Origin of the sequence: Leptolyngbya sp. AS-A5 (assembly GCF_039962495.1) — a bacterium.
GTDB lineage: Bacteria > Cyanobacteriota > Cyanobacteriia > Leptolyngbyales > Leptolyngbyaceae > Leptolyngbya.
In genome coordinates this window covers 78,535-102,191 of the sequence record NZ_JAMPLL010000007.1, presented here as the reverse complement: position 1 = coordinate 102,191, position 23,657 = coordinate 78,535, and the positions used below count along the sequence as shown (strand labels likewise).

The following is a 23,657-nucleotide window of genomic DNA, read 5'->3' as shown; positions in this document are numbered from 1 at the left end:
TAAAAAATCCTCAAATGATTTTGACGTTGTTGGGGGATAGAGCCACCCAGGGGTCAGAGCTTGGGCGGCTTCAGCTTCTATCGCTTAGCGCTGAAGTCTTTGATTGTTGGGCGATCATCTGGGAGTGTCTCTTGAACCGACTTAGCGATACTGATCACGCCTGGCAACGCATAACCAATAATCGTTACGGTTAGCGCGAGAATCACGGCTTGGACTGTTGCGGGGGTCTTCATACGATTTCTCCTGTTATGGGTGAGTTGTAAGCGTTGCATCGGTTCCGCTCGATCTGTGTGGGTTGGACTGCCTCAAGTTGGTCAAGACTGATCCAATTGCTGAACCCTCCGAGTCGCATCCACCCGTCCTGAATCTCTAGAACTTGAGTGCGGCTGAATTTCTCTAGGTGACTGGGGCACTCGCGCCAGTGAACAAACGATCCGGGCTTAAGCATTGATTAATTCCTTTAGTTTGGATTTGAGAACTATCTGTGCTTGTCTCGCGTAACCGTCACAGGCTGCATTAACTAGCAGTTTTCGAGCATCAGCATTGCCCGCGATCGCAAGATCTAGCAGTTGCTTAGGACGTGAGCCGCCGTAGCTTGCGAACATCAGTAAAGAGCGCTTTAGGAGATCTCGCGTAAGTCCCTGTCGCCGCATTTTGAAGGGGATTTCTTTCTCCCCGATGATGATCGCGACATAGTTCTCAAAAATCGATTTCATGGCATTTGCTCCGTTGGTTGCTTGGGTGTTCATTTGTTGGCTTTCCTGTAGGGGTGGGTTAACCAAGTCGATCTGAGTAATTCTTGAGGGAGCCTAGAACGGCAGAAGATCAGCAAAGTGACAGGGCTTACGCTCCGGTGAAACGTAGCAGTTATCCCACTCAGCACGCGCCCGAAGTTTGCAGAGTCCGCGATCGTATTCCCGACATTGCGAGCAAGTAGGCTGAGGTGCTTTTGTTTGGAGATCCGGTTGTACTATCATTGGGGAACATCCTTTATACGTATGTCTTTTGAGCCGTCCCGATGTTTATCAGGCAGTAGGGGCGGTTTTTGTATTTCTGGAGAGAATCCAGAGGATCGCCATCGGTAAGTGATGGTCAATCTCTGAAATCTTTTGTAGTGCCCTTCTGGAGTCCCCTAGTCGGTCTCCTTCCCAGATAGCGGCGTATGCGGTTTTGTTGGTTCTGTGTTCCCTTATGGGTTCCGGTGTCTCTGGCAGGCTCATCGCCGCCCCCTGTTTCCGGGGTGTCTTAGGGTTGTCTCTCCCCTCGCTTGTTACTACTATAACCCAAACATACAGATATCATGTACATGATATGTATGAAATTTACCTATGGTTTTGCTGATATCCATAGATTTATCATATACATATCATGTACATGATAAACAGAAAAACAGTGTAGGATTTTAGAAATAGCGTTTAATGTTTATTGGAGACTGGTTTTATGGTTGCGAGTGTGGGACGTAAGAAGAAAGACGCGGATCGTGTTAACTACAATATTTCTCGATCTATCCGTACGGCAGTCCTAAAGGAAGCCGACAAACTCGGATGGAACGAGATTGATACGATCGAGGATCTACTGCGGTACGGGTTAGCAGCAAAAGCAATGCTGAAAAGCGGGGACATCAATTACGCGGAATTTGTTAGGCGTATGGACACGATTATGAGTGAAGCTCAAGAGGACACTGAAGCATGAACAGTGAAGACACCGCATACCTGCTTGAATTATCGGAACATATCGGAAGTAACGCTTTGGATCTTGCGAGGAACGCTCTTGATTACAACGGAGACGACCGGGAAAGAGCTATCAAGGCGTTAAGAGCTTTGCTGAAAAAATACGTGGATGCATCCCTGGCAAGATCTGATCTGATCAAATTCCTCAATTGCAGTTCAAAAGGCGAAATCCCTGCTTTTACAGACGACACACCAGATATGGCAGCACACCTATCAACCATGCTTGAAGAACACAATGGTAATGTTTCTGCCGTTCGAGAGGAGATTGAGCGCCAAATGAAGATGCTTGATACTGGAGCCAAAGATCTCATGGGGGCTATCTCATGGATCAGGACACAAATGCCAGATATAGACGAGGAAGACCCGTCGGACTGGGAAGCAATGCAAAACCAAGAGGAAAACGAAGCATGAAAACCTTGAGCACCGCACAAAGTTTCATCGTTGACCTTGCGATCGCTTCCCAAACTTTTCTCAAGGAATGCGCGCAAGCCCACCGATGCACAATTGATGAACTAGACGAGCAAATGATCCGAGACTTCGCAACATCACTGAAGCGAAAAAAGTAAACTTTTTACCCGTAGAGGTAAATAACAAAATCCCTAGAGTGAGTGCTTATGCTCATCCTAGGGATTTTGCTATATGGAGATAGATGTCCGGATCGTTTTGATCTGATGAAGCAAGCGATCATTTCCCTGAGATACCAGCCACAAAGCAGATAGGCTGTGTAAGCATTGAGAGTTTAGATATGGCAAAAGAGTATAAAAACTTACAGTTTCCCAATAACGCGAAAGGGCAAGCCGATAAGTTGCAAGCACTACAAACTCATGGTGCTGAAGGATGGAGGGTTGCAAGCGAAACGATTACACAAGGAAAGTTTAATGGAGGGAACGCTTGTTGCCTTGCTTGCTTGTGCTTACCGCTTGCATTCCTTGCAGGTTCTACAGAGGGTACTATCAACGTAACCTTAGAACGAGGTGACTGATAGAAACCCACAGAAAAGCTAAGGCGGTTGCTCCAGTTGTAAAGCCAGTAAACAATCTGAGCATATTGTTTGACTCTCGCCATCCTATAAGTTGTGTTGCCCCATCTAAAACTAGAGCCGTACAAGAAACGATGAAGATTTTCGACGCATAATCATTCACTAGCAATAGCAAAGGAGATACTACATATCCAGAGACAAGCCCGGTACACCTAGCACAAACATGGAACTGCCGATTTCTTACAAAGAAAGATCGGGAACTCAGTCTATGACAATGAACAAACTTGTACAAGAATGTATTATCAACAAATAGCTTGATTAGGATCTCTTCATAAAGGCGTTTTAGACGAGGCTTCAATTTGCGATTCATGAAAATAGAAACATCACTTAGTCAGGATGTTCGTGATGCTAGCATACTCAGTTTAGAAGGGTTATTTTTAGATTGTCTCACGGTCTTAATCTGAGTCTTAGATCCCGTACTACATCGCTGGACTAAATTTGGATTAATCAGCGTTTGTAGCACGAGTAGTATGACGGCTACAGCCCTAGTAAATCCGTGAGACTGAGATTCTAATTTAATCCAATAGAAAAACGCCTAGAACAACTGTGTAGAGCAAGTTTTAGACGTTTTTGATCTGTTTGAACTTCTGTGGAATCGGCAGAAGTTCCGGATAAAGTCTAAGCGTAGCGATGAAGATCTTGTGAATCCGTAGCTTTTCTCCAGATGTACTCAACAGCACATGATTAATATTCGTGTGTTTTGAGTAGCGGAAAGGCAGCATGAGACGGACGATAGCAGCATCTTTAGGTTTAGCGATCGCGCTTTGGGGAAGTTCTACGAGGGCAGAGGAGACACGAGTAATTGATAATACGCCATCGGCTCCAAGTATTTGCCAGATTACTCCCAACGAAAACCTCTCTTATGGAAAACCCGTCCGCATTGTTAATGATCGTGGTGGTCTAGAGAATGTCGTTTTCGATCGAGACTACACAGACGAGTTTTCCGGTATGTTCTCAGGAAAGGCTACAGATAAGCTTTATTTTTCGAGTTGGTTTTCGGAAGGTCTTCTCTTCTCTGTTTATTGGAAGCCTCAAGGGTCTGATCGATGGACTTTGACAGGACAGCCAGTTGCGAAATTTTTCATCAAGATCAATGGACAGTCTTATGAACTCACTGAGATAGACGTGAATCGCTTCTGTGTATATGGACGAGAGAATCTTAGTTGGGGGGCTGGCGCTGGTGCTTCACCGACTCCCATAGCGCTAAAACTGTCGGATGAGGCGAAGACGGAACTCAAGAGCCTTCAACAGGCTGGCAAGGTTTCGATCGTTTACCAACAGGAGCAGGGGAATAAGACCCGTGAAACTGAAGTCCCCATCGGGAACGGGACGATCAACGCTTGGAAGCAATTAGAGATTGTCTCTCCTAAAAGCACTTCAGAAAAATCGAAAGGGAACCCAATGGAAGCCAAAATCAGACGATATCAGGAGGGGTGGAAGCTATACGGATCAGACACCCAAGGATGGGTCGAGCGGGTCAACACCAGTAAGGATAAGTACGATGGCTTCTATTCTGCGCATCCTAATGTCAACTGTCGGACTCATCCATCGTTACGCGCTCCGATTGCCTATGTCGTCCCTAAAACCTATACCTTGCTGCCTTGGTACGCTGGAAGAGTCAACCCTAGAAATCCTAATGATTTTTGGCTTGCAGTTTCACCGGGAGTTAATCAAATCTGCTGGATGCACCGGTCTGTTATTGGCGGGGGAGATTAACGTTACTGTTATTGTGGTTCAAGCGTTTGATCGGTCGGTCGCACTTTTCTCGCGCTATTCTAAATTCGATGACGATCAGGCAACTCATAATGGCAACCAAGATTGGATCGTTTTTGGCAAGAATCGTGAATAAGCAAACGGTTGAGGTCACAAAAACGGGTGCTGAGTCAGCGAAAGCAGTTTTGGAGTTGGCGAAGACGATGAAGGAGAAGTCGGCAGATGTCGCACTGCTGAGGCCTTATGTGGGACAGATGTCTTCGCTGTTGGATCTGTTGAATTCACCTTTAGCGCGGATTGTGAAAGATGCGATTCCGTTTGCTCCGATCGCGGTGACGTTGCTGAATCTAGTCTGCGAAGCGACCAAGAAAGACCCGACGCTGGAGGAGTGCGTTGTGTTGTTAGTGCAAGCAGCGTATTTAGAGAGCTTAAAAGTACAGCTTGCGGGTGATCAAACTCTGTTATCCAGAATTGGGGAAAAGCAGGTTTCAGCATTGGTGAGTCAACGGGTTCGGGGATTAGCTGAAAGAGAGATTAGCGATCGAGATGCACGACGAGCGATCGTGAGTTTTCAGGAGTCGGACTTGGCAGGTGCATTGAATCAAGTTCTGCAAGTGCGGCTTGAAGATGCGGGTCTTGCAATTAATGAAGCGGCATTATTGTGCGATCGTGTGTCTCGGACAGTCCCTCGGATTTTGGGTGAAGAACTTGCGAAAGCAGCCGATCAACTCAAGCCTTTGGCAGAACTCTATCGATTGGGTGGACAAGCGGTTTTAGAGCGAATTCAGAGCTTAGAAGATTACTTAGCCAGAGAAATCGCATCGAAGCCGGAAGAGAAGGTGTTTGATGAGGAGCGTCTGACGTTTCAGGATCTGTATGTTCGATTAAAAGTGCAATTGCTGGATCAAGATGGAAAAGAGATCAAGAATTTTCCACCTATCGATTTAGAAACTTGGGCGCAACAGCAATTGCTTGATCCGAGAGAGCAGGGGCGAGTGTTGTTTATTCAAGGGGAAGCGGGACGGGGCAAAAGTGTGTTTTGCCGGATGTTTAGCGATCGAGTGCGACGAAAGTTGTATCCGAGTTATATGCCGATCGTGATTCGGCTGCGACATTTGAGGGCTTTAGAGAACAATCTGACGCAGACCTTAGAGAATTATCTGGAAACTTGGGATTTTGTTACGAGTGATTCGAGCTGGTTGACCGATCGCAATACTCGGTTTTTGTTTTTGTTGGATGGGTTTGATGAATTGTTGCTCGAAGGACGTGCTGGCGGAGGACTGAAAGAGTTTTTGCAGCAGGTTGAGGACTTTCAGCGCAATTCACACCATCGGTTTGTGATTACTGGGCGACCGCTTTCTTTGCAAGGGATCGATCGCTTGATTACACAGACGAAGAGTTTGGCGCGGGTTGCGATTCAACCGATGGATGATTCGATTCGGCAGCGATGGATCAGTCAGTGGGCGCAACAGTTTGGTAGCGAGGAAGCGCATCAATTTTCTCAGTTTCTTGAAGGCTGTCCGGAAGAAGTGAACGATGATTTGGCGCGGGAACCGTTGTTGCTGTACTTGCTGGCGAGGTTGCATCGAGAACAGCGCTTAGATGCTGGAATGTTGCAGACCGAGAAAAAGATTGATGCTAAGGTGCTGATTTATGATGAAGCGGTGAAATGGGTGCTGGATAAACAGCGCGAGAATGAGAATTTTAGGCTGACGGGATTGGAACCTGAAGAGTTGCGACGATTTCTGACTGAGGCGGCTTTGTGTGTGGTGCAGGCGGGAAATGAGTATGCACCGCTGAGAATGCTAGAGGAGCGCTGTATCAAAGATGCGAATAACCCGATCGCAAAATTGATGCAAAAAGCGAGACAAGAAACCGCAACCGATGAAGCAAAAGCGCTCAATAGTCTTTTAACTGCGTTTTACATTAAGCCTGCATCAGGGGATAAGGGTGGATCGATTGAGTTTACACATAAGAGTTTTGGTGAGTTTTTGTGTGCAGAACGGTTGAGAGATGCGATCGTGCGGTGGACAGCACCCGGCATTAAACCTGATCCGTTTTATGTTGGAAATGATCCACTATATCAAGAGATTTATGATTTGCTCGGTTCGCCTGTTCTGAGTGTAGAGATTGTGGAATTTTTGATGGCTTTACTGAGCGGAAGTGGTGATGAGTTTAAGCCCGAAGAACTATTCGAGCGGTTAAATACATTCTATGAGCTTTGGTGTGAGGGAACATTTATTGATGCACTTCCAGGTAAGAACTTACCGCAGGAAAAGATGCGCCTGCTTCGAGAACAGCTACCGGATCAAGAGAAACCGCTGGGAATTCGGCAGGTTGATGTTTATGCAGGACTGAATGTAATGATTCTGCTATTGGAGTTGCACCGCTATGCTCAGGTGAGAGATGACCTGAAAGAGAAGATTGTGTTTTATCCGAGTGGGCAGATTGCGGAGGGAGAGGACTATATGCACCGCTTGCTGAAGATTATCAGCTATGGCGATTGTGTAGCATTGAGAGAATTTCGCTCGATCGTGGGTGCTTTTCTCTCCAGCGCCAACCTCGACAGCGCCAACCTCTCCAGCGCCAACCTCGACAGCGCCAACCTCTCCAGCGCCAACCTCGACAGCGCCAACCTCGACAGCGCCAACCTCTCCAGCGCCAACCTCTCCAGCGCCAACCTCTCCAGCGCCAACCTCTCCAGCGCCGACCTCTTCAGCGCCAATCTCTCCAGCGCCAATCTCTCCAGCGCCAACCTCTCCAGCGCCGACCTCTTCAGCGCCTACCTCTCCAGCGCCTACCTCTCCAGCGCCTACCTCTCCAGAGCCAACCTCGACAGCGCCTACCTCTCCAGCGCCGACCTCGACAGCGCCAACCTCGACAGCGCCGACCTCTCCAGCGCCGACCTCTTCAGCGCCAACCTCTCCAGAGCCAACCTCTCCAGCGCCAACCTCTCCAGCGCCAACCTCGACAGCGCCGACCTCTTCAGCGCCAACCTCTCCAGAGCCAATCTCTCCAGCGCCAACCTCTCCAGAGCCAACCTCTCCGGTATCACTTGGAATGAAGGGACAAACTGGGAAGGAGTGCAAGGTTTAGACACAGCGAGAAACGTGCCGATCGCACTAAAACAGCAGCTAGGTCTAAAGTGATGGTGAATAACGGGAGAAATACGATCTTGATTCTTAAGGATGAAATGAGTAGAACGGATACGGACTGAATTGATGGCAGACAGATTTGATACCAAATTGAAAAACGAAGTGGCAGATGCAACGCTGAACCGTTGTCTTTGGCGCAATCGCAATCCAGCCTCGATCAAACCACATTGCATCGCGCAGAAGTTCAAAATCTGCTTGTTATTCAAACTCGTAAGTATATAAACACTTGAGCATGAGACAGACCTTATGAATAGTCTCAAGACAAATCCCAAGTAGATCTTACGGTCTTACTTGGGATTGTTCTGGTGCAAAATATGAGGACGGGAGAGGGTTATTACAGTCGCAGAAGTTCAAGTAATTCTTCAGTCTGTCGCGCTAGGGCTTCACCTGGGAATTCTGGGTGATTCTTCCAAGTCTCAACGATTAGCAGGACGCGCTTGTGGTTTTTCTAGTGGGATTACTGGGTGAGGGCAAGAACGATCGCCGCATCTTGTCGCTTTTGTTTTGCGGCTTGGGAGCGCTCTAACTTCTGCGCGACTTCTATTAGACCTTCCGCGATGGATTTCTTAAGCTGTTCCTGAAACTGATCTGTAAGCTCCATTAGTCAACCTCCGCACATCGCAACTCTTCCCGCTTCGGACAGCTATAGAAATTATCGATTTGCTCCTGTGGTCGGAAGCTAGAGATCTGCGCTTCTGGGATCGCGATGTATCGCCCTTCCTTGAAGATAAATACGGTGCATTGAGTCAGATCGAGAAAAGTTCCATCGTTCAGAGCATACCGATTGAGAACTTTCTCATCGGGTACGCCTTCTCGGAGGTTCGGAACGGTTGCCTTAAGTCTTGCCATTTTAGATTTTCCTCTGATCAATTAACAATTGGGTATGAGATGCCTTTCTGATGTGCGGATTGGATCAGGCGGTTCTCCATTTGGCACTTCAAGACGTAAAGCTTGAAACCTTGCCGTAGGATATCCGCCTCACTTTGCGAGGTTTGACGACAAACGGACTTTAGGAGGTTGCGATCGCTTGGGGGAAATCTAACCGTCAGGATTTCCGAGAGGCGCGATAGTTCCGACTTTGGGGTACTCATGGGCAAAATCGAGGGCGACACTTCTACGGTGTATGCGAATCGCTTACGACGATTAGGACTTCCCTTGAATCGGTCTACTGGGATTCCAGCCGAAACCCTAACCGAAATGAATGCCAGAATCAGCGATGCCGAGATCAGTAGGGATTTTTTCCAAGGATGGTCGGAGAAGTCTAGGGGTGATCCTGGGGTGTTAGTGGGCATCCTACAGAATTTGCAGCATCAAACTTAATTTGGTTGTACACAACATACTGATCAAGACTTCTTTGGAAGCCGTTCACGCGATAGGCAAGTTCCCCAATCTTCTGAGCATCCCCGCCATACTCAGCAAGTTCAGAGCAAGCATTTTGATATGCTGCATTGATTGAGCGATCTCGATCAACAAACCGATTAGTCCACGCACCTATTACCTCTTCTGCATATTCTGTAGAATGCCCTCCCCTCTTGCGTACATTGATTTGAGACTGAAACGCATCGATAAAAGCCTGTCCTTTGTTCTCCGATTGAGAAGTTACCGAAGCCTGTTCTATGGAGTGATCTGGAGCAACAACACTCTTAACGATCGCCACCGGGGAATAATAAAGCGACAGCGCGAGCAAACATCGAAACAGCTTTCCTTTACCCGTCTTTGCTCCAAGTGCCCAAATAGCGGGAAGTGCCAACACAGCTAAAACGGTCTTGATCTTGCCTTTCATCAATGTTTCTCCATTGCCTTGATCCTGTCTGCGCTTTGGGTCTTCGCAGAAGGAGGTATGAGCATATTCCTGGATATCGAGGATTACCCCGCACTAGGAGAGGGATCTTTGGGCTTTCTTGTTTCAGTGCGACACTCCGGACACTAAAGCTTTATGGGATGCCAGTGAGAAATCGATAGCAGGCTTGGAACTATAGAGAATCCCGACGCTCCGACAGAAATCCCCAAGCTACTTACGCAAGCATCAACAGCAGGACGATCCAAGCCTCGATCGGCATTGGGGAGATCGCAGGATCGGAACTCAGCATCAAATCTAGGGGCGTTTCTTCCATTAGAGGATTCTTAAGGGATGGATTTAGGATGCCCCTTTTGACTCTACATCGCTGAAATCATGGAAAGGATCTAATGTTCGTAGTTGCGTGAGAGAGGTAAGTTACCATCTACTTACCATTAGTTACTGTTCATCTCAAAAAGTAGTAACTTCTGAAACCCAATAGCAGTAAGGAATCTTATAGCCTAGTTACTAGAGTTACTATTAGTTACTACTTTTACAAGAAATATATAACTCTAGTAACTAGGCTCACTCATTGGTACGATATCGGTATCCTCGCTATTGAGAACGCCTAAAACTTCTGCTGTGTATGCTTTTTACCCTTGTGCCCTGCTCAAGAACAATGAGAGTGCTGGGTCGAATGGTCTTCCATCAAATTTGCTTGCAGCCTCAAACAGTTGCGACCATTCACCTGTAGCTGATATTCCACTCGATCCATCAGCCGATTTAGAATCAGCCAGCCATAGCCATGCTCCTGCATCGCTTCGGGCGAGGGTGCAAGATAAGTCGAGAGGTCATACCCCTGTCCGTGATCCCAAATCTCGATCGCCAAATCCCGCCCCTTCAACTCCAAACGCAAAATCACAGGTAGATCAGGTCGGTTGTGGTGTGCGTGTCTCACAACGTTCGAGTAGGCTTCAACGAGCGCCAACCGAAGCCGACTCGACTGGCGCGACCAATCTACCTGATTGCCAATCTCAGCTTCCAAGGTATCGAGCAGCCACCGCTCAACCACCCCTAAAAACTTTAAGTCGCTTGGAACATGAAGCTCAGTTCGCATGGTCACAAAACCTCCAGGGAGAGAATCGTTTGGTCGTCTTCTTGAATTGAGTTGTGAGCTTGAACTTGGGCTAGAAGCTGCTTGAGATCCAGGCGCTCTCCGGCTTGTTGGAGTAACTTCCAAAGTCCGGTTTGGCACAGCATTGCACCGGCTGACGCGATCAAGGAGCTCGATGGATCGTCCGATCGGATTGTGGCTTCGGTAATGCCGTCACTGGTAAGCAACAGTACTTCGCCACTCGTTAGCGTTAACTGTCCTGCGGCGGCTTTCCAGTCTGGCAAAATTCCCAGAGGGACACCTCGCACTTTGAGATAAGTTGGGTCGCAATTGGATGCGATCGTCCGCTTTGACCAAACCACGGGGTAGATATGTCCCGCATTGGCGTAGACAAGCTGATGAGTACCAGGCGTGTATCTGGCTAAAACCATTGTGATAAAACAATTTGTTCCCATTAAATCTTCTGAAAGAATACTATTTAGGTTTCGCATTACTTGATCAGGATCAGGGGGGGGTTCCTGAGACAGTTCTCGCCGCAGCACTGAAATGGCGCTTGCCATAAATAGAGCAGCAGGAACGCCTTTGCCAGAAACATCGCCCACGGCTAACCACAGGTCGCCTTGGGGATGCTGATAGACCTCGAAAAAGTCGCCTCCTACCTCGCGGGCAGGGTGGCAACAGGCTTGCACTTTTAGCTTGTCTGAGCTTGGTAAGGTCTGCCGGAGTAGGTTCGTTTGAATCTGACGGGCAACGGCTAACTCGGCGCGAATTTGCTCAGCTTGCTGTTGGGTGCGGCGATAGAGCCGCGCTTGGGAAATCGCTAGGGCAGCTTGCTCTGCCACGACTTGAATCAGTTCGATGTCTTCGCTCGACCACATCGGTTTTGCGATCGCTCGGTGCAGCGACAAAATCGCTAGTAGTTCCTGCTGATAAGCTAGCGGTAAGACGAGATGGGGCGAATGCTCGTCTTCGAGCCGTACAGCTCGATCGCGAAAGACCTCTTGCACCAGTTTGGAGGCGCGATCGTCCTGGCAGGTGTCATAGGCAACATACTCAGTGCAGTAAATTGCCGAGTGCGATCGAAAGACATCGCCTTCAACCGGATGCAAAATACAGCAGGTTGCTTCAAACGTGATTCCGATCGTTTCGACGATCGTTTGCAGCATGTTTTGATAGTCAAGAGATTCGCGGATGGCGGTAGTGATGGCATTAAACGAAGATTCTCGACGGAGGGCGCGGCGCAGATCGGCAGTGCGCTGCTTGAGAACGCGGTAGGTTTCTGCGGCTTGCTCGACGACGACTTGCAGTTGCTGAGGCTTCCAGGGTTTGGTGATGTACTTGAACACTTTGCCCGAATTAATGGCATCAACGAGATCCTCTACATCGGTATATCCTGTCAGTACAATCCGGATCGTATCGGGGAAGCGATCGGCGGTACGACTGAGAAACTCAGTCCCCAGCATTTCGGGCATTCGCTGGTCTGAGATAATAATCGCGACTTCGCCCTGCTGGTCTAGAACTTTGAGCGCCTCGATCGCGCTTTTTGCCCGAATCACCTCGAAATTCCGTCGGAAGGTACGGTAAAGCAAGTCGAGATTATCTGGCTCATCGTCGACGATTAACAGCTTGAGCTTGGGGTTCAATTCCCGCCTCATGCAACTCCTCGGAATCCCGTGTAAAAGTCTTTAGGAAACGTACCCGGAAGCCCCAGAAAAACTAACAAAAGCTCAATCTATCCCTCTACCGTAATAAATTCCAGGCTTGAATGATGGTTTTGAGCGATCGTGGTAGTTTGTCTTGGGCGACATCGGCGTATTCGACGGTTCCCATCGGGCTACTCAGTCGCACCACAAAAAAGTCAGCCGCTCCGGCGGTGGCAGGATAGGTTTTGTGATTAAAGCTTTGAAACTGTTCGCGCTCTAGGAGTTGACGAAACTGCTGGACTTTCTCAGGCGAAACGCGCCAAGTACGAACAGGAGCATTTTTACCCCCTACGAAGGTGATCTTCTGCTGCATCCTACCATCTGTGAACAGCACGGTTTCATAATTCTGTCCGGCAAATCCCCCGGAAGACTGCGATCGAAAAATGACGTTGCGCGGCAGGGGACGATCGCCCGACTCTAGCCGTAGCGATTGTCCTTGAGCATCCGTGTGGTACACCCATTGTTGCTGTCTATGCGTGACTACAATTCGCCACCCTTCGACTAATTGCTGAGTACAAAACTCATCGGGGGCAGACAGTTCGAGACAGCCATCTTTCCAGGTTTGGCGCTGGGCTTCGGTAACGCGCAAATCTTTGGCTGGAATGCCGATGCGTCGAGCGAGGTCGCGCCGGACTCGCCAATTCAGCGACTTGGGGTAGGCATAATCAAGCAGTTCAGTGGTGGCGCGTATGGGGGCGGCGGAGGCTTGTAGCAGGGGGATGCCCGTCATCAACGACAGGGCGCTAATTAGGGCGATCGAGGAGATCAGCTTTAGGGGAGAGCGCATAAGAGAATAGAGTTTTTTATTCATGACGGAAGCGCATACTCGAAGGGTTCCAAGCTATCCCTGATCCTATCTCTGTTGTTTCTAGAGTGGGATCGTGACAGGGCTAGAATTTAGCTCCACCGAAACCTGATTAAACCGGCAATCAGGCGATCGTGCTATCAGAGGTAATACACGGGATCGAGGGATGACTTCGGAGCGACGATCGCAAAAAATTTGCAGTGTGAGTGATTAAGCCAGAAACTCTGTAATCGGGAGAGCAGGCAAGAAGTATTTTCTACGAATTTTATTTTCAATCCAGAATCGCTCTTATGACAGATTTGGGGATCTACCGTTGTGTAGACAATAATCAAAGTCCGGTACATTCGCGCCGCCGATCGTTGTCTGAGGATCGTCAGCATGAGATCTAGGCGGACAGAGGTTAAATTGACGATGACCCCCGAATTTTGCTCTGAGTTGTCTGCTCGAATTTTTCCGGGAAAAACCCAGATGGCGCAGTTAATGCGATCTCACAACTGGGCAGAAACTCCATTAGGTTCGATCGAGCAGTGGTCGTCAAATCTACGGACAGCAGTGAGTATTTGTTTAAACTCCCGCTTCCCGATGGTGATTTGGTGGGGCACAGAATTAATTTTGCTCTACAACGATGCTTGGCGAGCAGTGCTGGGAAATCGACACCCGAAAGCGTTGGGGAGTCCAGGAGAAGACATTTTTTCTGAGAATTGGCATATTGTTGGGCCGCAGTTATACAGCGTATTAGAGACGGGAATTGCAACCTGGGCAGATGATTTGCTCATCCCAATTTTGCGCTCCGACTATCTAGAAGAAGCTTACTATACCTACTCTTACAGCCCGATTCTGTCTGAAACAGGCGAGGTCGAAGGCGTGTTTACGGCGGTCGCGGAGACGACTGAGCGTGTAATCGGGGAACGCCGACTGGCAACACTGCGAGATTTAGCAGCACAAGCAGGAAAAGCAAGAACGATCGCTCAAGCTTGCCAAGCGACAATCGACACTTTGGGAAATAATCTAGCGGACATTCCCTTTGCTGCGATTTACACGATCGAGGCTGGGGGTGCCGTGCTACAAGCGCAGACGGAAACAGCCCCTCCGCTGCCGATCGATGCTCAGTCTGATTCGTTCTGGCAGCTAGACACGGTAATCAATCAGCGTCAGCCGCAATGGATTGAGAATTTAGCGGAACAATTTGAAGCGATTCCGGTGGGAGTGTTAGCCACTCCGCTTCAGCAGGCGATCGTTTTACCGCTGTGGGCATCGGGGCAAAAAGTTCTCAGCGGACTATTGGTGGTTGGAATTAATCCGGGGCGGCGATGCGATAACGATTACCGTAATTTCTTCCGCATGGCAGCGGGGCATATCGAAACTGCGATCGCCAATGCTGATGCTTATGAAATGGAACGAAAGCGAGTCGAAGCCCTAGCCGAACTTGATCGCGTCAAAACTGAGTTTTTCAGCAATGTATCACATGAATTTCGGACACCGCTGACATTAATGCTCAATCCGCTCGAAGAAGTTTTGGGGCTGGATTCACTAGAACATCGATCGCAGTTAGAAACCGTGCATCGAAATGGCTTAAGGCTATTAAAGCTGGTGAATACGCTGCTAGACTTCTCGCGGATTGAAGCGGGACGAATGCAGGCGACCTACCATCCGATCGAGCTATCGACCTTTACAGCCGAGTTAGCGAGTGTGTTTCGCACCACGATCGAGCGCGGCGGACTGCGGTTCATTGTCCAGTGTGAAGGCGAGGACCAGGTCTATGTCGATCGAGAAATGTGGGAGAAGATAGTGCTCAATCTGATCTCAAACGCATTTAAGTTTACGTTTGAGGGTGAGATTGAAGTGTTGCTGCGTCGCGTGGGTGAATCTATTGTATTCAGCGTTCGCGATACGGGTGTAGGAATTCCCCCAGAAGCATTGCCACAATTGTTTGAGCGATTTCATCGGGTGAGTGGAACGCAATCGCGCAGTTATGAAGGTTCAGGAATTGGACTGGCGCTAGTGAAAGAGTTAGTCGATCAGCATGGAGGGACGATCTCGGTAGCGAGTCAAGTGGGTATCGGGACAACCTTTACGGTGGAGATCCCATTGGGTTATGCTCATTTACCCAAAGAACAAGTTGAAGATCAACCTCCCCAATCCACCCCTGTTCGAGTCGATGCGTTTGTGCAGGAAGCATTGCGCTGGACTATCGAAACCGAGATTGAAGATGATGGCTTTGCGATTTCTGAATCTGAGGCTTCGAGTTGTTCCGTTCGCATTCTCGTTGTGGATGACAATGCGGATCTCAGAGACTATCTAAAAGGCTTACTGACTCAGTTTTATTCGGTTGAAACTGCGATCGATGGCAGAGACGCGCTCAATCGGATTCGCCGCTCTGCGCCTGATCTGATTCTGAGTGACGTGATGCTGCCGAACTTAGACGGCTTCGGACTGCTACGAGAATTGCGATCGCAACCGGAAACGCAGGATATTCCAATCATTCTGCTGTCGGCGCGGGCAGGTGAAGAAGCTCGCGTCGAAGGCTTGGGAGCCGGAGCTGATGATTATTTAGTTAAACCCTTTTCGGCGCGGGAACTGATGGCGCGAGTTGAATCAGCGCTGAGGCTGTCGCGCTTACGGCAAGAAACGACAGATCGCGAACGATCGCTGCGATCGCAAGCCGAAGTTGCTCAAGCTCAGGTTGAAACCATTTTGGGAAGCATTCGGGATGGGTTCATTGTGCTTGACCAGGATTGGCGCTATGTCTACAACAACCAAGCCTCACTGGATCTCGCTGGACTGACCCAAGACGCTTTTCTAGGTCGCTGTATCTGGGAGATGTTCCCCGATTTGGTGGGGAGTGAAATGTATCATTGCTATCACCAAGCGATGCGAGATCAGAAGGTCGCAGAGTTTGAGTTTTTCTACCCTAGCTGGAATTGCTGGTTTCAACACCGAGTTTATCCAACTCCCGCAGGCGTTTCAGCGTTTATTGCCGACATTACTGAGCAAAAGCAGACTGAAATCGCTCTCAGACAAAGCGAAGAACGACTAAAAGGGGCGCTCTCTGCGGGTCGAATGGTGGCATGGCATTGGGATGCTCAAACCGATGAAGCAGTGCAATCGAGTAATGCAACTGAGATTTTGGGCATTGCGCCTGTGGATCTAATTACCACAAGCCAAATGGCCCGATCGCTGATTCATCCTGAAGATTTGCCCAATCATCTCGCAGTTCTCAAGGCGGCTATCACTCAGGAGGACGGAAACTATGTGTCGCGCTTCCGGCTGATTCGCCCCGATAATCAGGAGATTCTTTGGGTTGAAGACCGTGGAACTGCCTGCGGCGATGCTTCCGGCGCATTAATCAGAATTAGCGGCATGGTGATGGATATCTCCGATCGCGTCCGACTCGAACAAGAGCGCGAACGCTACGCGCAGCAAAGCTACCGCATTCTGCTGAAAGAACAGCTTGCCCGCCAAGAGGCAGAACGCGCCAATCGGCTCAAAGATGAGTTTCTGGCGGTGTTGTCCCACGAGTTGCGAACGCCGCTGAATCCGATTTTGGGCTGGGTCAGCTTGCTGCGATCGGGCAAATGTAACCCGGATCAAACGCAGAAGGCGCTCGAAACCATCGAACGCAATGCCAAGCTGCAAACTCAACTGATTGGCGATTTGCTCGATGTTTCGCGGATTTTGCAAGGGAAGCTAAACCTGGCGCAAGAGGCGGTCGATTTAGCCGAAACCATTTCTGCTGCGATCGAAACTGTTCAACTCGCAGCGGATGCAAAATCCCTGAAAATTGAAACCAGGATTGAGGCTGTAAAACCTGTGATCGGCGATGGCGGACGACTCCAGCAAATTGTCTGGAACCTGCTATCAAATGCGGTGAAATTTACGCCTGCAAACGGCTCGATCGTCGTTTCGCTCACTGAGGCAGATGGCTTTGCCCGGCTTCAAGTCTGTGATACCGGAAGAGGGATTCAATCCAGCTTCCTGCCGTTTGTGTTTGACTATTTCCGCCAGCAAGATAGCTCTTCGACGCGATCGTTTGGGGGATTGGGATTGGGCTTGGCGATCGTGCGCTATTTGACGGAGCTACACGGCGGAATTGTCAGCGTCTACAGCGCCGGTGAAGGGCAAGGCGCAACGTTTACGGTGAAACTGCCAGTCGTCGATCGAGCGCTTGATCCAGCCCATCCAGCCCATCCAATTGAACTCTCGCTGCAAGGCTATCGCGTTCTCGTAGTGGACGACGATCGTGACTCTAACGCCTTAGCCACCTTTGTTCTACAAGCAGCAGGAGCCTCAGTTTTTAGCGCTTCCTCTGGCAAAGAAGCTTTACAACAACTCAGCAACCTTCAAATTGATCTGTTGGTGAGTGACATTGGGATGCCAGAAATAGACGGATATGAACTGCTGCGACAAATTCGGGCACGATCGATTGAAGTTCCGGCGATCGCGCTAACGGCGTATGCAGGTGGAGCCGACCAAAAATGTGCCGCTGATGCTGGATTTGCAGCCCACTTAGCAAAACCGATCGAGCCAGAACACTTATTAGCGATCGCCTCGACTTTGCTGAGAAAGACGGTTGAATCTGCGCCCCAATCGCTACAATCGAGAATGCTGTCTTAGTGTCAAACGGTATGGATACTGCCTCGCTCAAACGGGATGTCGAATTGCTCACGTCGCGCCTGGGTAAAACCCAGGACTATCTTTGACGTTCCTGCCCTGACCGCCAAAATTCAAGACCTAGAACAAGTCGCGTCTCAACCTGATTTTTGGGACGATCAAACCAATGCCCAAAGCACGCTACAAGAATTAAACGAATACAAATCGCACCTCGAACAGTTCGATCGCTGGAAATCAGATCTTGAAGATGCGGAAGCGACGATCGAACTTCTCGAACTTGAATCTGATCAATCTCTGCTCGAAGAAGCCGAAGCCAAGACCGATCAGCTAAAGCGCGATCTAGATCAGTGGGAACTCCAGCAGATGCTGTCTGGAACTTACGATACCAAGGGTGCAGTTCTAACGATCAATGCAGGTGCAGGTGGAACGGATGCTCAGGATTGGGCAGAAATGCTGCTGCGAATGTATACCCGCTGGGGCGAAGCGCATGGCTACAAAGTCCACCTGATGGAAATTTCCGAAGGTGACGAAGCCGGACTTAAATCCGCAACGCTTGAAATTGATGGGCGATATGCCTACGGCTATCTCAAGATGGAGAAAGGCACTCATCGCTTAGTGAGAATTTCCCCGTTTAACGCGAACGATAAACGGCAAACCAGCTTTGCTGGAGTGGAAGTGATGCCGATGATTGATTTGTCGGTGCAACTGGACATTCCGGAGAAAGACTTGGAAATCACTACGTCTCGCGCCGGCGGTAAAGGGGGGCAAAACGTCAACAAAGTGGAAACGGCGGTGCGAATTGTGCATAAACCGACGGGTTTAGCAGTGCGCTGTACTGAGGAGCGATCGCAGCTTCAAAACAAAGAAAAAGCCCTGGCTATTCTTAAAGCCAAGTTGTTAATTATTGCCGAGGAACAACGCGCCAAAGAAATTGCTGAAATCAGGGGCGATATGGTCGAGGCAGCTTGGGGAATGCAGATTCGCAACTATGTGTTCCATCCGTATCAGATGGTGAAAGATCTGCGAACCAATGTAGAAACAACTGCGGTACAAGATGTGATGAACGGAGAAATTGATCCATTCATTGAAGCTTGTTTACGGCAGGAGAATCAATTAGTCGAGGCGTAGTTGCTCTGCTAGATGCAATTCACTGTTAGGCAGACGACGATCGCATCTAGCAGACAGCCTGTATCTTGTTAAGATCGATGCCTTGAGAAGTGACTGCTTTGATGTGCAATTCATCCAAGCTTTTTAACACGAAATCAGATGCGCTCTGATTGTATTCCTTCTTGAACGATCGAACCTTCAACAATGAGGTCAAGATTATGCCATTTGTATTAATTAGAGGAACGTTTGATCCGACCAGTGGCGAGCCTGATGGCGACTCGGTTCGGTTTCAGGCAGAGGACGATACATTGTTTGACAAGCTAGAGGGGAGAGTCGAATTCAAGGGTGGCGGGCAAGTTCAGCTTCGATACGAGGCAATTGATGCCCTCGAAAAAGCGGCGATTCGACCCTTCTCTTCAGACGCAACGAAACAGAATATCAAGTTACTCGGCGGCGATAAATCTGGATTGCCCGGATATATTCTATCTAGAAATGCGGATGGCAATGGACGACCTGTTTGTTTTGTCTTTACGGGCGATCCGCCAGATTGGGACAACGACGGCAGAGGGAATGAACTTGACGCAGACTTGCTGCGTCAAAGTGTCAATTATCGATTGCTCCAAGAGGGTCATGTCTACCCGATGTTTTATGACACGCTTTATAAGGAGTTGCGCGATGAGATGGTAGCTGCAACTCAGAAGGCACGAGCCGCAAAGCGAGGACTCTGGTCTGCCGATCGCTCAACCGAGGGATTTCAAGTTGATGTTCCGCCTAACCTTGCAGAATTGCCTCCGATCTTTCCTAAACTGTGGCGGCGGTTGCAGTCGTTTTATCGACGTCCATCTAATCGCGAAAAAGGACTTGATGTGTTTATGCGAGAGTTATCGAGAGGAAAAGATCGGCTTTTTACCATTCCTGATCAGCGATCGGTCAAGTTTTCGACTGTATTAAAAGTAAGCGGCAACAAGATCACAATGCGCTACAAACCCGAAGAGATGGTGTTTGAGTCAGATGTTCGCTTAGAACGCTTGGCTACGAGCGTTGCGATGTCTTCTCCCTTTGCATGACTTCCGTCGGATTAATTCTAGGTACTAGCTTGAAAGCTTCTGGATAACGCGCACTACCTCAAAACAGCAGACAGCAACCGATGCCAGTAAGGATAGTTGCTGTCTGCTGTTTTTTTAGATATCGAGTTTAGATATCGAGGTCAGTTAGATTCATCTTCGATCCGTAGGTTTCGATGAACTCACGACGAGGAGCCACACGATCGCCCATCAGCACCGTAAAGATGCGATCGGCTTCAGCGGCATCTTCGATTTCAACGCGCTTCAGCGTGCGAGTTTCGGGATTCATCGTGGTATCCCAAAGCTGTTGCGGCATCATTTCACCCAACCCTTTGAAGCGCTGAATGTGATAGCTGGCATTGTCAGGGAAGCTCGACAAGCGTTCTTGTAGATCGCGCTCACTATAGCAGTAGTAATGATTGCGTCCGCGCTCGACTTTGTACAACGGAGGACAAGCGATGTAGACATAACCTTGATCCACCATCATGCGCTGATAACGATAGAAGAAAGTCAGCAACAAAGTTCTAATGTGCGCTCCGTCCACGTCCGCGTCAGTCATGATGATGATGCGGTGATAACGCAACTGCGAGACATCAAATTCCTCGCCTTTGATTCCCAAACCTAATGCGGTGATCAGGGCTTGAATCTCAGTATTCTTGTAGATCTTGGCATCGTCGGTTTTCTCGATGTTGAGAATCTTACCGCGTAAAGGCAAGATTGCTTGGAACCGTCGATCGCGTCCTTGCTTGGCGCTTCCACCCGCAGAATCCCCTTCTACGATGTAGATTTCTGACTCACTCGGATCGCGTGTGGCACAATCTGCTAGCTTTCCGGGCAGCGTGGAAGACTCTAGTACCGACTTACGGCGTACCATTTCTCGTGCATGACGCGCCGCTTCTGCCGCTTTGAACGCCTGCACCGCTTTTTCGATGATGGCATCGCACACACCCGGACGAAATTCGAGATACTCGGTTAGCACCTCACCGACCAGAGAATCGACAATTCCGCGAACTTCAGTATTGCCTAACTTTGTCTTAGTTTGTCCCTCGAATTCTGGGTCGGGAACTTTTACCGAAATCACAGCCGTTAAGCCTTCTCGGATGTTCTCGCCTGCAAGGTTGGATTCGTTTTCTTTGATCTTGTTGCGTTTGCGGGCGATCGAATTTAGCGTTCGCGTTAGAACTGCTTTTAATCCCTCTAGGTGCGTTCCACCGTCCACAGTGCGGATATTGTTTGCAAATCCGATAATGTTATCGGTATAAGCATCTACACACCATTGCAGTGCTACTTCAACTTGAATGTTGCTGCGTTCACCTTGAACGAAGATCACTTCTTCATGAAGCGGTTGCTTCTCGCGGTTCATGTAGCTCACGTATTCCCGAATCCCACCTTCGTAGAAGTAAGTTTCTTCACGTTCGGAATCGGGACGACGATCGCTAAATGTAATCTTGACTCCGCCATTCAAGTACGCCAATTCTCGCAAGCGTCCAGAAAGCGTGGTGTAATCAAACTTCGTTGTCTCAGTAAAGATTGTGGCATCCGGCAAAAATGTCACGGATGTTCCTGTTCGGGATTGGGGATATGGTTCCACCTTCATCTCACCGACTGCGGCACCCCGCTCGAATCGCTGGAGGTGAACTTTCTTATCGCGCCAGACGGTGACTTCGACCCATTCTGAAAGCGCGTTCACGACAGAAACGCCGACCCCATGTAGACCGCCAGAAACCTTGTAGCCGCCGCCGCCAAACTTACCGCCAGCGTGTAAAATTGTCAGCACAGTTTCCAGACCGGACTTGCCAGTTTTGGCAACGATTCCAGTTGGGATGCCGCGTCCGTCGTCAGTGACGCTGACGGAGCCATCGGCATTGATGGAGATGTCGATCGTTTTGCAATAGCCCGCGAGTGCTTCATCGACCGAGTTGTCAACAACCTCGTAAACAAGGTGATGCAATCCACGAGGGCCAGTGCTGCCGATATACATACCGGGACGTTTCCGCACGGCTTCAAGACCTTCGAGGACTTGGATCTGTTGGGCATCGTAGTTTGTCGTCATAGGAAGCGTTCTTTAGGGCGAGGTGTAGCAGAAGTGCGGGATAAAATCAAGCTGAAGAGCAAACTGAACTTGAGAAGGCAAATTCTTCCAAAATTATAGCACAAAAGCCTTATAAGCGGTTTGAGCGCGATTTCAGGCGAATTTTGAAAGTGGGATGGATCGGTCTATTTTGACTCAAAATTTTCAGAATGAATCAAGAATATTTAACAATACGCCTGTACTTATTATAATTGCTGGAGCCACGGCAACGGGGAAATCAGGAGTCGCGATCGAACTTGCCGAACGCTTAGAGTCGATCGTCCTCAGCGCAGATTCGCGGCAAGTGTACCGAGAGTTTACCATTGGAACGGCAAAACCGACGCTGCAAGAGCAAAATCGAGTGCCTCATTATTTGATCGATATTTGCGATCCGACTGAGACGCTTACGGTTGCCGATTACCAGATGCAGGCGCGGGAGATTTTGAATTGGGGTGGCATTCAATTTCTAGTCGGCGGAACGGGTCTATATATTAAAGCGATCGCACGCGGCATGAGAATTCCCAGAGTTGCGCCGCAACCAGAATTACGATCGCAGCTTGAGCAGTTAGGGCAGAAAACGCTGTATGCGATGTTGCAGCAAGTGGATGAGATCGCGGCAAGTCGAATTCATGCCAATGATCAGGTGCGGACGTTGAGAGCGTTGGAAGTCTTTTATGTCACGGGTCGCCCGATTTCTGAGCAGCAGGGGGAAGAGCCGCCGAAGTTTCCGATTTTGCAGATTGGATTGGAGAGCGATCGATTGGAGCAACGGATCGCGAAACGCACCGGACAGATGATTGAAATGGGATTTGTCACCGAAGTCGAAACGTTGTGTAAAAAATATGGTGAAGCGTTGCCGCTGTTAAATACTTTGGGTTATGCAGAGATGCGGCAGTATTTACGGGGTGAGATTTCGCTTGGTGAAGCAGAGCGGTTAACGGTGCTGCATACGCGGCAGTTTGCAAAGCGGCAGCGAACTTGGTTTCGGGCAGTGCCGGAGATTGAATGGTTTGACTCGGATGCGGGGGATTTGGTTGATCGTATCTGGGCGCGAATTCAAGCGTTTTGTGCAGCGCTGTGAGATTGGGAGCAAAAGAACTCTACTGTTTGAAGCGTTGGAGAGTGCGATCGTGCAGAATGAAACGATCGGGGGGCGCGATCGCGCTTTTCAATTAGGATCTTTTGAGCGTAGCGGTAGCCGCAGTTTGACGCTGTGGGCGCTTGCGGTCTGATTTTCTGGTGTAGCCGATGGCTTCGATTTCATTTGCATCTGCGCCATATTGAGCTAGGACTGATTTCTTCATGCTGAGAACTGCATTGTGAAATTCCCATTCAAGCTTCTGGGCAGCATCACTGGCGCTCCGGTATAAGGCTTTTGCCTGAATTTCGGCTTCTTGTGCTAGTCGCATCTTTTCTTCGAGATCACATAGCGTTGAAATTTTCGCTTCGGGGCGAAGTGCAATGTAATCTTTAAAGCCTTTGGCTCCTTGAAGGGCTTTTACGTCGTCTTGAATCACAGCATCTCGTAGACGCTTACTCGTATCGACATTTGCCATTCGTTTTCTCCTTTTTTAGTGTGGTTGGAATAGCAGCTTTAATATTCCCGATAAAGCGAAAATTGGTACAGGAACTCGAATTCCCATCTTTGTTTTAGAGAAATAAACCTGGTTTTAGAGAAATCAATTTTGGAGTCAAGCAATCAATCTAGGAATCAAGAAATCAATCTTTGTTTTAGAGAAATAAACCTGGTTTTAGAGAAATCAATTTT

Annotated in this window: 20 protein-coding genes; 9 read left to right on the top strand and 11 right to left on the bottom strand. The window is 49.0% G+C overall.

The window, feature by feature from the left end; all coding sequences use genetic code 11:
• Window positions 1–77: 77 nt before the first annotated feature.
• The gene (locus tag NC980_RS11180) at window positions 78–233 is read right to left on the bottom strand and encodes a hypothetical protein (RefSeq protein WP_190376259.1); all 156 of its coding nucleotides are present in this window, start codon (window positions 231–233) and stop codon (window positions 78–80) included.
• 207 nt (window positions 234–440) lie between these two features.
• Window positions 441–749, bottom strand: a complete 309-nt coding sequence (locus NC980_RS11175; RefSeq protein ID WP_190376257.1) for a hypothetical protein — start codon at window positions 747–749, stop codon at window positions 441–443.
• A gap of 691 nt (window positions 750–1,440) precedes the next feature.
• Here NC980_RS11175 and NC980_RS11170 point away from each other — a divergent pair.
• The 5 genes from NC980_RS11170 to NC980_RS11150 all read left to right on the top strand — a co-directional run bounded on the left by NC980_RS11170 (window position 1,441) and on the right by NC980_RS11150 (window position 7,631).
• Window positions 1,441–1,692, top strand: coding sequence for a hypothetical protein (locus tag NC980_RS11170; protein WP_190376256.1), 252 nt, complete (start codon window positions 1,441–1,443; stop codon window positions 1,690–1,692).
• Window positions 1,689–2,141: a hypothetical protein gene (locus NC980_RS11165; RefSeq protein WP_190376255.1), complete on the top strand. Its 453-nt coding sequence runs from the start codon at window positions 1,689–1,691 to the stop codon at window positions 2,139–2,141. The genes NC980_RS11170 and NC980_RS11165 overlap by 4 nt, the downstream gene beginning before the upstream one ends.
• 334 nt (window positions 2,142–2,475) lie before the next feature.
• Window positions 2,476–2,712 carry a hypothetical protein gene (locus NC980_RS11160; protein ID WP_190376381.1) on the top strand — a complete coding sequence of 79 codons (237 nt, stop codon included), beginning with the start codon at window positions 2,476–2,478 and terminating at the stop codon, window positions 2,710–2,712.
• A gap of 777 nt (window positions 2,713–3,489) precedes the next feature.
• Window positions 3,490–4,485 carry a hypothetical protein gene (locus NC980_RS11155; protein WP_190376253.1) on the top strand — a complete coding sequence of 332 codons (996 nt, stop codon included), beginning with the start codon at window positions 3,490–3,492 and terminating at the stop codon, window positions 4,483–4,485.
• A gap of 89 nt (window positions 4,486–4,574) precedes the next feature.
• Window positions 4,575–7,631 carry a pentapeptide repeat-containing protein gene (locus tag NC980_RS11150; RefSeq protein ID WP_190376252.1) on the top strand — a complete coding sequence of 1,019 codons (3,057 nt, stop codon included), beginning with the start codon at window positions 4,575–4,577 and terminating at the stop codon, window positions 7,629–7,631.
• 463 nt (window positions 7,632–8,094) lie between these two features.
• Here the strand turns inward: NC980_RS11150 and NC980_RS11145 are convergent, their stop codons facing one another.
• The 7 genes from NC980_RS11145 to NC980_RS11115 form a co-directional block, all read right to left on the bottom strand.
• Window positions 8,095–8,238 carry a hypothetical protein gene (locus NC980_RS11145; protein ID WP_190376251.1) on the bottom strand — a complete coding sequence of 48 codons (144 nt, stop codon included), beginning with the start codon at window positions 8,236–8,238 and terminating at the stop codon, window positions 8,095–8,097.
• Window positions 8,238–8,486, bottom strand: a complete 249-nt coding sequence (locus tag NC980_RS11140; RefSeq protein ID WP_190376250.1) for a hypothetical protein — start codon at window positions 8,484–8,486, stop codon at window positions 8,238–8,240. The genes NC980_RS11145 and NC980_RS11140 overlap by 1 nt, the downstream gene beginning before the upstream one ends.
• A gap of 17 nt (window positions 8,487–8,503) precedes the next feature.
• Window positions 8,504–8,929, bottom strand: coding sequence for a hypothetical protein (locus NC980_RS11135; protein WP_190376249.1), 426 nt, complete (start codon window positions 8,927–8,929; stop codon window positions 8,504–8,506).
• Window positions 8,899–9,420, bottom strand: a complete 522-nt coding sequence (locus NC980_RS11130) for a hypothetical protein (protein ID WP_190376248.1) — start codon at window positions 9,418–9,420, stop codon at window positions 8,899–8,901. The genes NC980_RS11135 and NC980_RS11130 overlap by 31 nt, the downstream gene beginning before the upstream one ends.
• Before the next feature lie 664 nt (window positions 9,421–10,084).
• The gene (locus NC980_RS11125; RefSeq protein ID WP_190376247.1) at window positions 10,085–10,531 is read right to left on the bottom strand and encodes an anti-sigma regulatory factor; all 447 of its coding nucleotides are present in this window, start codon (window positions 10,529–10,531) and stop codon (window positions 10,085–10,087) included.
• A 2-nt stretch (window positions 10,532–10,533) separates the two neighbouring features.
• A complete protein-coding gene (locus NC980_RS11120) occupies window positions 10,534–12,183 on the bottom strand; it encodes a SpoIIE family protein phosphatase (protein ID WP_190376246.1) in 1,650 nt (549 codons plus the stop codon).
• A gap of 85 nt (window positions 12,184–12,268) precedes the next feature.
• Complete coding sequence (locus NC980_RS11115) at window positions 12,269–13,042, bottom strand: hypothetical protein (RefSeq protein ID WP_190376245.1); 774 nt, start codon at window positions 13,040–13,042, stop codon at window positions 12,269–12,271.
• Between the two features lie 372 nt (window positions 13,043–13,414).
• On the opposite strand from NC980_RS11115, the gene NC980_RS11110 reads away from it, so the two are divergent.
• The 3 genes from NC980_RS11110 (at window position 13,415) to NC980_RS11100 (ending at window position 19,821) form a co-directional block, all read left to right on the top strand.
• The gene (locus tag NC980_RS11110) at window positions 13,415–17,650 is read left to right on the top strand and encodes an ATP-binding protein (RefSeq protein WP_348253923.1); all 4,236 of its coding nucleotides are present in this window, start codon (window positions 13,415–13,417) and stop codon (window positions 17,648–17,650) included.
• Between the two features lie 11 nt (window positions 17,651–17,661).
• Window positions 17,662–18,775 (top strand): peptide chain release factor 2 gene (gene prfB / locus NC980_RS11105; RefSeq protein WP_190376243.1). Its coding sequence is split into 2 segments (ribosomal slippage): window positions 17,662–17,733 and window positions 17,735–18,775, totalling 1,113 coding nucleotides; the frame shifts between segments, so codons are not numbered across the junction.
• A 197-nt stretch (window positions 18,776–18,972) separates the two neighbouring features.
• Window positions 18,973–19,821: a thermonuclease family protein gene (locus tag NC980_RS11100; RefSeq protein ID WP_190376242.1), complete on the top strand. Its 849-nt coding sequence runs from the start codon at window positions 18,973–18,975 to the stop codon at window positions 19,819–19,821.
• 127 nt (window positions 19,822–19,948) lie between these two features.
• On the opposite strand, the gene gyrB is transcribed toward NC980_RS11100, so the two are convergent.
• Window positions 19,949–21,871: a DNA topoisomerase (ATP-hydrolyzing) subunit B gene (gyrB, locus tag NC980_RS11095; RefSeq protein WP_190376241.1), complete on the bottom strand. Its 1,923-nt coding sequence runs from the start codon at window positions 21,869–21,871 to the stop codon at window positions 19,949–19,951.
• A gap of 154 nt (window positions 21,872–22,025) precedes the next feature.
• On the opposite strand from gyrB, the gene miaA reads away from it, so the two are divergent.
• Window positions 22,026–22,970, top strand: coding sequence for a tRNA (adenosine(37)-N6)-dimethylallyltransferase MiaA (gene miaA / locus NC980_RS11090; protein WP_190376240.1), 945 nt, complete (start codon window positions 22,026–22,028; stop codon window positions 22,968–22,970).
• 91 nt (window positions 22,971–23,061) lie between these two features.
• On the opposite strand, the gene NC980_RS11085 is transcribed toward miaA, so the two are convergent.
• Window positions 23,062–23,445, bottom strand: coding sequence for a hypothetical protein (locus tag NC980_RS11085; RefSeq protein WP_190376239.1), 384 nt, complete (start codon window positions 23,443–23,445; stop codon window positions 23,062–23,064).
• Between the last annotated feature and the right edge of the window lie 212 nt (window positions 23,446–23,657).